General features: G+C 43.7%; 4 protein-coding genes. 3 read left to right on the forward strand and 1 reads right to left on the reverse strand.

The window, feature by feature from the left end; genetic code table 11:
* Positions 1-65: 65 nt before the first annotated feature.
* On the reverse strand, positions 66-8,462 hold the full coding sequence (locus ITG09_08940; protein ID UPR50853.1) for an Ig-like domain-containing protein: 8,397 nt from the start codon (positions 8,460-8,462) through the stop codon (positions 66-68).
* Positions 8,463-8,906: 444 nt separating this feature from the next.
* Here ITG09_08940 and ITG09_08945 point away from each other — a divergent pair, with 444 nt between their 5' ends.
* The 3 genes from ITG09_08945 to ITG09_08955 all read left to right on the forward strand — a co-directional run bounded on the left by ITG09_08945 (position 8,907) and on the right by ITG09_08955 (position 11,276).
* Positions 8,907-10,172 (forward strand): TolC family outer membrane protein, encoded by a 1,266-nt coding sequence (locus ITG09_08945; GenBank protein UPR53616.1) that lies wholly within the window; start codon positions 8,907-8,909, stop codon positions 10,170-10,172.
* Positions 10,172-10,789 carry an OmpA family protein gene (locus ITG09_08950; protein UPR50854.1) on the forward strand — a complete coding sequence of 206 codons (618 nt, stop codon included), beginning with the start codon at positions 10,172-10,174 and terminating at the stop codon, positions 10,787-10,789. Before ITG09_08945 ends, ITG09_08950 begins: the two co-directional genes overlap by 1 nt.
* A 136-nt stretch (positions 10,790-10,925) precedes the next feature.
* Positions 10,926-11,276 (forward strand): DUF2750 domain-containing protein, encoded by a 351-nt coding sequence (locus ITG09_08955; protein ID UPR50855.1) that lies wholly within the window; start codon positions 10,926-10,928, stop codon positions 11,274-11,276.
* Positions 11,277-11,320: the final 44 nt, after the last annotated feature.

Here is an 11,320-nt window from a genome sequence, read left to right on the forward strand (position 1 = left end):
CTAGCTTTTCTAGAAAACAAGATGTATTAAAAAAGGGCCTTTCGGCCCTTTTTGTTATTCATGAATTAAGAGTTTGGTAGGTTAGTCATTAGTGAATTAACTAAATTTGTCAATTCATCACCGGAATAAACACCAGAAGAATCGACGTCAAAGCCATTAAGATTACTTGCTTGGCCCTGCAATACTATAGTTTGAGAACCTTGATCATTAGTAATGGTTAACTCTAGGTCTTGGTTGTTATCGCTAACCTTAGCTGACAAATGTTCAAGAACATCATCCATTGTATTTTCATCGTGAAGGAGTTCAGACAAATCAATACGGTCACTGCCCACTTCAAAGTCAGTAATAACGTCTTGATAGTTGTTCAAAGGTTCATCAACCCACTTGAAGATATCATCACCGTCACCACCAGTCAGAATGTCATCACCTAAACCGCCGATTAAAATATCGCTACCGTCGCCACCGAGTAAGATATCGTCACCAGCAGCTCCTAGAAGTACATCATTACCAGCATGACCTAAGATAATGTCATCTTGTCCAGTACCCTGGAACTGATCATCACCTGTCGATGCATTAAACGAAGAAGTAGGTGCAACATTCACCTCTCCGCTAGGGCTTAGATTTAATGTAATAAGTTGCTGTGATTGAACACCTTGACTGTCTTCTACGGTTACAAGAATTTCAAATGCAACCGCCTTACCAGCTTCAATGTCTGTGCTTCCACTTGATGGTTGGAAATAGTACGACCCGTCCTGTGCAATACGGAATTCGCCATAACCTATATCAACAACTAATTCATTCCCTACGGTATCTTTGGTAAATGTTAGACCGGTAGGCATATTAACGTTATTACCATCAGCATCGATTTTTTGAATCACTGACGCTTTAGTATCATCAATCATCACCGCTACAGCATCTAAACCAGATAGCGTTAATAATAATGAACCAGCAATACCAATTGTAGGGCGTAGCTTAGGTAGTTCCGTAGTGATAGTAGAATCTGGAATATAGACAACTTTACCATTGCTACCAGCGACCTCGTTTAGTCCGCTTGCAGGAACATTGCCCGAGCTACCTATACCAACGGCTGTTACATCTTTATCAACAATGAAAGCATCCCAATCACTGTTGATATCACTGTCCCAACTGCCATTGTTTTGACCATCACTCAAGAAGTACACAACATCATTAGTTTCACCTGGTGTCAGGTCTGACACAGGAGAAACCTTATAACCATCAATTGCAGCTTCTACTCCATCTTCATAATAAGTCCAGCCTTGTGCGTCAAAGATACCGTTATAATTATCCTCATCTATTTTTTCTTGAGCTGTCTCTAAAAGAGCGATTGCTTCAGTAACAGTTTTCCAGCCTGTATTCGTAGCATTAGAATCAAAGTCTATTAGTTGTACCCAAACTTTTTCACTGCCTTCTTGTGAATCGACGTTTTTCAAGAGATTAATTGACGCTTGAAGCACATATTCAATTCTCATGTCGCTCAGTTCGCTAGGAATGCTTGCCATGCTGCCAGATGAGTCAATAATCAGTGAGATAACCGTTGTTGGAATACTGCCACCTTGATCCGCCATTACATCGTTAGTTTCAGCAACGTTGACACTAGTTTTGGCTGTTGAACCGTTCACATCCACCGCGACCACTTCAACATCTAGGTCTAGGTCTAGCGCTTCACCAGATGTGTCTCTTACTGCAAGATTGTCATAATTAATATGCTGAGTAGTGTCTCCTACAATATCAATGACCCAAACAGATTCATCGCCAACGGTTACGAAACCACCAAGAACATTACCAGTATCTATATCAATAATTTCTGCTGAATCTGGTAACCCGGAAATTCTAACTTCATCTAGGTACTCACTTCCGTCAGTATCAGCAACCGAAGCTGTAACTGTAAACCCAGCATCTTGTTGAAGCACATTGAATGTTCCATCTTCATTCAGTTCAACAATGGCATCAGCAAAAATTAAACGTTCAATTTGATACAGCTTGTCACCAGTACTGCCCGACTCCGGTGTGTCGCGATTCAAATTATCAATGATTGTCCAATCATGTAACGTCGTCGTATCACCGACAAAAGTTAGATTGTATTCAGAAAAGTTACCTTCATATACTGCTGTATCAATAGCGTTTTCAGCATCCAAAGAACCTGTACCGCCAGATATATGATCATCCCCATCACGTCCAACGAAAATATCAGAACCGGTGCCTCCTGGGTTTGTATTAGCATCTCCAATCAAACTATCTCCAGAACTTACATCAGAGCCAACGATTAAATCATTTCCTACAGTTCCCGTTTTTTGACCATATTGATTCATTACAGTATGACCAAGTTCAGCATAATCACTCTCAGTGAAACTGGTATTAGCGTCAGCATTTACCAGCTTAGTATGCAGTGCATCACTAATTACAACATTTGAAGCATCCCCAAACACTACTGTGACATTAGGTTTATCGGCTACAGCATTAACAGCAAGCGTTGCAGTACCTTCACTTGAATTTACTCCATCTGAAACTGTGACTGTAAACGGAACGCTATCGAAGTGTTTATCCGATACTGGTGTAAAATCTGCAGAAGTCACCTGCCCTTCTGAATCTATTACAAGCTGAATTGAACCATAAGATGGATCAACCGTTACACCGGTAATGAATGTTTGGTCACCATCAGCATCAGTAATATTAAGCTTATCCAGAGACAAACTAACAACCTGATCTTCGTTAGAGGCGTCAAACTGAGAGTCACTCAAAACTGGTGCACTATTAGTTGAATCCTCTGTACTTGGAGTGGAAATAGTTATAATACCAGTATCAGTTCCTTTATCGCTGTCTGTAGCTTCATAGCTTATTTTTTCAGTAACTATCGCATCTACAACTTCGACGCCTTGTAGAGTGATATTTGAGTTAGATTGGCTAGATTGATCTCCATGGACTGTATACACACGTATCTCATCAAAACCACCATCAAGCTGGATATTGGCAGCAAATTCACCGCTTCCATCATAAACTGTAGAATTGCTATCATCATCAAAGATGTAAGGGTCGTTACCTACCTGCACACCATCTTTAAATAGGATAACTTGTATCTCAGCATCAGCAGAATTGTTGTCAGCGTAATGAGCCCAAATACTACCAAAATCAATATTGACCTCAGTTACAGTTACCTCAGTCACATTAGAACCACCAACCTGAGTGAAATCTATAGAAATATAATCTTTTGTTGAAACATCAAGTTCACTATCACCGACTCCTAACCCTGACTCATTGTCCGCACTATCATAATGCAATGTTTCAGGTGTTAAAGTACTAGAGGAATCTGGCTTATTCCCATCGAAGCGACCACCAGAAATTACTACACCACTATCCAATGCGTAAGATGTTTCTGAACCACTAATATTGTTAAAATCAACTGAGGCATCAAAAGACAGGTCAGAATTTACAGTTTCATCTAGCACATATTCAATTTGTGAATCTTCACTTAGAACTGTGTCCTCATCTATCAATGTTCGGGTTAGCCCTTCAACCACATATAAAGAACCTAGTTCTGGAAGGTCAATAATCGAAAGTTGCACTTCTTTATTATCAGTACTACCTAAATCATCTTCAGCATCACTAACATGTGTATCAAAGGAGAATTGAGCAGATTGTTCGCTGCCAAGCCCAATTGAAAAACTTGTAGCAGTAGGGTCAATATTGGTAGACAACGCATCAGCACCAATAAACTGAGTACCCACTGGCTGATCTTGATATGTTAACTCGGCAGAAACATTCAGTTCACCATCGACAACCGTGCCCATATCGACATCAAATGATAAAGACCCAGAATCTATATCAGCTTGAGTAAGAACTCTAGTCTCAGCAACTTGCCCTTCGACTTGAACCGTCAATGTAGCACCGACTTCAGCCCCAACAGGTAACAATACACTGTATGAAACCATAGTTCGGTCACTGTTAATAATATCGTCTTCATCTTTTACGATAACGACCGAAGGAGCAAATAGCTCTTCAACAGTTTTTCCACCATCAGTAAAATTAAAGTTTTCAAACTCAATGAAGGTATTCACATCACCATTGTTTTCGGTGATTGACACTGAACCATCAGCATTAAGTGTGACTGAAGCCGAGTCCAAAGAGAAATCAAACACAGCAGTATCTGTACCATCTCCACCATCAACAACCAATCTGTTATCAATGTCATCTACAGTGGCATTGAATTGATCATCTCCTTCGCCAAGTAAAACGAAGTCATCGGCTGCTTCTTGTTGAGCTGGGTCAAAGTCACCATGGTAGTAATGTACGGTATTCGATGATTCGCTAGTGTTACCGTAATTATCAACTTGTTTGGCTGTAAAGAATTCATTGTCATTAACAGACGTAGAAATTAGGTCCGATATATCAATGATCCAGTTGCCATCGTTATCTACTGTAATCGGAGCAACGTTCACCTGATTATTATCTTCATCGAATAGTAATATTGCTGAGCCAGGCTCACCAGTACCATGCAATGTAACTTCAGAATAATCACTAGCTGCAGAATCATCTGAAATATTTGTAATGGATGGCACATCTGGTGCATCAAGGTCAAAGAAATAAGGTTCCGTCGTACTAGCTACAACAGTATTACCTGCATCATCCGTTACGGTGACTTTAGCCGTTAGTATCGCTCCACCTTCAGATTCTCCATCAGGGATTAAGTTCGATCCAAGCGTCGTAAATTCATATTTATAACCAACCTGTTCACCATTTGAATTCAAGTATGGTTCACTAGATACAACACCGGAACCAATTAACTCTCCCTGCAAATAAAAATCGATCTTGTCACCTGGTTGCGCGTCTTTGTTTACAAAACCAACAACACTGATATTTTCACTAGATTCAGCACCATTAATTTTGTGATCGCCAGCTATATTTAGAATGTCTATTTCTGCTTGAACACTCGCATCCACAACCGCACTGTCTGTACCTGGTTGGGACACGTTGCCGTCGCTGTCAGTCTGCGTTGCATCGACCTGGATGCTTGCGCCCTCTAACACGGTTTCTGTCCAAGTGATGGTGCCATTGTTGTAGCTGTAGTTGCTGTCGTTCAACTCGTAAACTGGCGCATCTTCTGTGCCTGTGTTACTCAGCGTCAGCACGATGTCGGTGCCACCTTTGATGCTCAACGTCACTTGTCCGCCGTCAACCAATTCGGCGTGGTTCACGTCAACCTTCACTTGAACGTTGTCATCACCCAGCTCGTCTTTGTTGATCACGCCATCGTTGTTCGCATCATCCACGATAGTCACGGTTGGCGCACCAGCGTCCGCCGTGGTGTCTTTCGCAACCGTGTCGTCTGCGGTCTCTACGTTGCCATCTTGGTCGGTGAACGTCGCGTCCACAGTCAAGGTGCCATCTTTCAGGCTGCTCACGTCCACGTTTGGCACTTCGAAGGTGCCGTCCGCTTTCACCGTCACGTCGTTCAGAACGATATCTGCCGTGCTGTCGTCGCCATCGCTGATCACCAAGTCCACGGTCGCCGCTGCGGTTTCACCGATGTTGCCGCTGATGGTCGCTGTCTCGGTACCTGTGATCTCATCATCGTTATCGTCAGCTGTGCTGTCTGTGATGCTCACCGTTGGCTGTGTGATGCCATCGGCTGGCTCATCTGTCTCGTCACCGTAAGTGGTGTCTACAACTGCGCTATCGCTACCTTCAACTGACTCATTACCGTCGCTGTCGGTCTGCGTTGCATCGACCTTGATGCTTGCGCCCTCTGCCACGGTTTCTGTCCACGTGATGGTGCCATTGTTGTAGCTGTAGTTGCTGTCGCTTATCTCGCCGTCTTCATTCAGGCTCAGCGTCACTGTGCTTGCGCTGCCACCATTGGTGATGGTCAGTGTCACTTCACCGCCTTCAACCAACTCGACGTGGTTCACATCAACCTTCACTTGAACCTGGTCATTACCCAGCTCGTCTTTGTTGATCACGCCATCGTCTGGATTGTTGTCATCCACGATGCTCACGCTTGGCGCGCTTACATCAACGGATGTGTCAACTCCATAACCCTTTGACACAGACCCACTAAACTCATTGCCAGTCCAATCATCACCCGTAACACTAGCTGTCACCGAACTATCAGCAGCTAGATCACTACCTTGAACATCAACACTCCAAGACTTATTACTTAAAACTGTTGTCAGGTAAGTTACGCCGTTCACCATAACCGAAACTTGATCACCAGGTCTTGCATCACCACCAACAGAACCAGTTAAAGTAACTGTACTTTCACTTTCGCTCTTATTAACAACATTATCATCAGTGATTGAATCAATCGTGATAGTGCCTCGAGCAAACGTATCAACTAAGTAGAATTCTGTAGAAGTAGCTGAACCAATATTCCCTGCGGCATTGATCACATCAACTTTTGCGTCTACCACGTTGTCAGAGTCCAATTGCAAATCGGAACCATTCACATCTATACTGTATTTCCCTCCGTTCACTGTGCCGGTATACTCAACACCGTTAACTGTTAATGTCACAACTGCCGTTTCATACGTTTCGCCAGTTACAGTTCCCGTTATCGTTACTGTTCCCGCAACTTCTTTTGCATTAACAACGGAGTCATCGGTTATTGGGTCTATGTCGATATTAACGTTAACTAATGTCTGGTCAAAGGTATGCGTCGAGCTACCTTTACTTTCAAATGAATTACCTGCGGCATCTTCAGAACTAACATAGACATCAAAAGCAGTGTCTGCCGCTAAGTCTTCACCGCTAACGTTCAATTGCCAGCTTCCATTGTCGCCAACAGTTGTTGTGTAGATTGCACCATTTATTTCTGCCGTTACAGTATCTCCGGACTGAATATCGCCACCAACAGCGCTGCCTGTTACGGCAATAATTTGCCCTTGTTCAGTAACAGTGATTACATCATCTGATGTAATCTCATCTACATTCACAGTCCCCGCATCTGCTTGTGTATCAAGAGTGAATGTCAGCGTTGAGCTGCCTGAAGTATTACCTGCTGCATCGGTTTGACGAACAGTAATCGTGTTGTCACCTTCCGTTGGCACGGGCGCACTTGTCGTCCAGTTTCCGTCAACAAGGTATTCGACTGTCGCCCCCTCTTCTGTGCCGCCGACTGTGAAGCTGCCGTCGTTGGTTAAGAAGTCATCCGCCGCTGAGCCTGAATCCGTATCAAGTGTCAATGCTGGTGCATCTGGCGCTTGCGTATCTAGAGTGAACGTCAGCGTTGAACTGCCTGATGTATTACCCGCTGCGTCGGTTTGACGAACGGTGATCGTGTTGTCACCTTCCGTTGGTAATGGTGCGGTTGTCGTCCAGTTTCCGTCAACGAGGTATTCGACTGTCGCACCCTCTTCTGTGCCGCCGACTGTGAAGCTGCCGTCGTTGGTTAAGAAGTCATCCGCCGCTGAGCCAGAATCTGTATCCAGTGTCAGTGTTGGCGCATCTGGAGCTGTGGTGTCTAGAGTGAACGTCAGCTCACTACTGCCTGATGTATTACCCGCTACGTCAGTTTGACGAACGGTGATCGTGTTGTCACCTTCCGTTGGCACTGGCGCGGTTGTCGTCCAGTTTCCGTCAACGAGGTATTCGACTGTCGCACCCTCTTCTGTGCCGCCGACTGTGAAGCTGCCGTCGTTGGTTAAGAAGTCATCCGCCGCTGAGCCAGAGTCCGTATCCAGTGTCAGTATTGGCGCATCTGGAGCTGTTGTGTCTAGAGTGAACGTCAGCGTTGAGCTGCTTGATGTATTACCCGCTGCGTCGGTTTGACGAACGGTGATCGTGTTGTCACCTTCCGTTGGTACTGGTGCGGTTGTCGTCCAGTTTCCGTCAACGAGGTATTCGACTGTCGCACCCTCTTCTGTGCCGCCGACTGTGAAGCTGCCGTCGTTGGTTAAGAAGTCATCCGCCGCTGAGCCAGAGTCCGTATCAAGTGTCAGTGTTGGCGCATCTGGAGCCGTTGTATCACCTATGGTCTCGCTGTCTGTGCCTAGGTTATCCGGTTGTTCAATAGAACGGAAAGCATCAAGAAGACTCAGGCTTTGAGTGCGAGACATACCCAGCGCTTCAAAGCCCGTCGTTACAAATTCAGTGCCTGGAATAGTTTCTTCACCGTCGCGCTCAATGGTCCCGCTACTCACTAAGCTTGAACCACTTTCACCGGCGGCTGTTGCAAACTCTTCTCCGAGTTCCGTCGGATCCTGACCTTCTTCTAAAGCCGCAAAGATATTTGCAATGTCTTGGTCTAGTTCTACTTCACCGCCATCTTCAGGCGAAAAACGCTTGACTGAAATTGGAGACTCAGAGTTTTCGCTTTGGGATTCAAGAATGACATCCCCCGCTTGCAATGGTTGGCCGTCTTCTAGGACTTTAATTGTACCATCTACTGAAACAACAATGCGTTGACCAAGTGCTAATACACCGCTCGCATTCAATACTGTTATATCCATATAAACCCCTAAAACCCATTTCTCAATCAAAACGTCAAAATAGTGACATTGTATTTATAATATTAGATAAAATATAACACCTAACACTATATAATTCATAGTTATGAATGCATATTTTAACAAGGCCGTATACACCATGATGACAATGGTCACACATACCAATACTCAAAGCACCTCTAAATTTGATATAAGTTATTGTGCTAAAGGAAAATAATTGACATATTAATAGATATTCTAAGTGCATCAAAACATCATAATACGCACAGCGATCGGTTAACAAATTTACAACCATTTATGAGCGCCAGTTGTAGCGATCGTAATTTTTTTGGCGGTTCATCTGAATTTTGTATATTATCGTGCAAAATTAAGATTCGGGTGTGACTCATTTTGGAGAGATGCAAATTGAATAGGATTCAAACGACGACCGTAGGACTAGCTGTAGCACTGACCTTTCCTGCTGCTGCACAAACTCTTGAGCAAGCTGTTGCTTTTACGTTGGAAAGCAACCCTGAAATCAAAAGTGCTTATAATGAATATATCAGTAAGCGTTATCTTAACGATGCTTCTGGTGGTGCTTATCGACCAAGTATAGACTTAGATGGTGGCATTGGTTACGAACATACTGATCTTGTAACCAACCAAGACACCACCGATCTGACTAGAAAAGAAGCAACGATCACGTTGACCCAGTTAGTATGGGATGGTGCAAATACATCAAATGATATTGACCGCACTGCCGCTGATGCAGAGTCTGTGCGCTATCAACTACTATCTAACGCGCAAGACATCGCTTTAGAAGTCACAAAGGTTTATCTTGACGCAGTGAAAGCCTATGAAGTGCTTTCCCTGTCTGAAAACAACCTAGCGACACATAAAGAGATATATAACGATATTCGTAAACGCGTCGAATCAGGCATTGGTTCGACGGCGGACATGTCACAGGTAGAAGCTCGTATTGCGAAAGCGCACGGGAATTTACTTGCTGCTCAAAACAACCTTTTCGACACGCATACACAGTTTAAAAGACTTGTTGGTCAATCTCCTTTAGGTTTAACTTTCCCTCGCGCAGATGCGGGCGCAATTCCTTACACCATTGATGGTGCGTTGGCAAAAGCGTTTAACCAGCATCCAGTCATCAAGATTGCACAGGCCGATGTTGACTCAGCGAAGTTCCAATACAAACAATCTAAGAGTACCAACTACCCAACTGTTTCTTTTGAAGCCGCACAAACTTGGCGTGATGACGCCGGTGGTACAGAAGGCAGCAGCGATGAATTTTCTGCAATGGTTCGTTTAAGGTACAACCTTTACAACGGTGGTTCGGATCAGGACCGTGCAGAGAGTGCTGCTTACCAACTCAACAAAGCCAAAGATCTTCGTGAAAGCACTTACCGCAACGTAGAAGAGAGTCTACGTCTTTCATGGAGCGCACTTGATTTAACGGTTCAGCAGAAAGAGTTCCTGTCTGACCACGTAGACTCGGCATCAGACACGGTTATCTCATATGAGAAACAATACCGCATCGGTAAACGTACCCTTCTCGACTTGCTTAACACCGAGAATGAATTATTCGAAGCTCGTAAAGGCTATCTAGATGCTAAGTATGACGAGCAATACGCAAAATATCGCGTAATGAACGCAACTGGTAACCTACTCATCGGTTTACGAGTTGAGATCCCAGAAGAATGGAATGAAAAGGTGGAATATTAATGAAGCTTACCAACACAGTATTATCGCTTTGCTTCATGGTTGTATCTGCCAATGCTTTAGCTGAAAACAACGAGGACGAATTTGAATATCGTGCCCTTCCACCTGTTACTCAAATTTACGACCTTCAAGATGATGACAATGACGGTGTAATCAACGCGCGAGATTTATGTCCCGACACACAAATTGGTGCTGAGATCGATAACGACGGTTGTGGTTCATATTTCGAGTCATCAGAGAAAAGAGAGCTTCATATACTCTTCGCCAATAACTCTACAGAAATTAACCCTGCCTTTCTTAGTCAGATACGCCAAATGGCCGCATTTTTGAAGCGTTACGAGGGCACGACGATTGAATTACAAGGCTACGCGAGTAAAGTGGGTAATGCTGAACATAATTTAAAGCTGTCAAAAGACCGAGCATCACACGTAAGGCGCGCACTTATCAGCAATGGCATTCAACCGTCGAGAGTGAATATCGTCGGTCACGGTGATTCTGATTTTAGTAGTGATGACACCCAAATCAATCACGCATTACATCGGAAGGTTGTCGCTTCTGTTGCAGGATTTAAAGGTAACATTAAAGAAGAGTGGCACATTTTCACCAAAATCAAAAAGTAGCTTGTACACTACTTTCACCATACTGAATCGCTATCTTAAGTTGACGTTTCAGTATGGTGATAATTCCTTGAATAGCATGTACCTAAGCCGTCTATAATGTTAATCTTGCCCCGTTATCAACATAGAGAATTAATCCATGAGCAAACTAACAGCTGATACTCAAGCAAATCTAGAACTTTTCGTTTCTGAAACACAAGAAACTAAACTGGTATGGGGCCTTCGCAATGAAGAAGGTTGGCTAGCATGTGACTCAAGTGAATTCGAGAACAGTGAAGTGATGCCATTTTGGTCTTCAAAAGAAGATGCTCAAATTCACAACGTTGAAGAGTGGGCTGACTTCGAAGTATTAGAAATTCCACTAGATATCTTTGTAGAAGATTGGTTACTGACTCTTGCTGAAGACGGCGTTCTTGTTGGTACTAACTGGAATGCAACTTTAGAAGGCAAAGAACTTGAGCCTTCTGACCTAGCGAAATTATACATCTAATTTCCGATATCGGTCGTGCGAATCGTGCGACCGATATACCTCTG

The sequence above is a fragment of the Vibrio cyclitrophicus genome, from assembly GCA_023206055.1.
GTDB lineage: Bacteria > Pseudomonadota > Gammaproteobacteria > Enterobacterales > Vibrionaceae > Vibrio > Vibrio cyclitrophicus_A.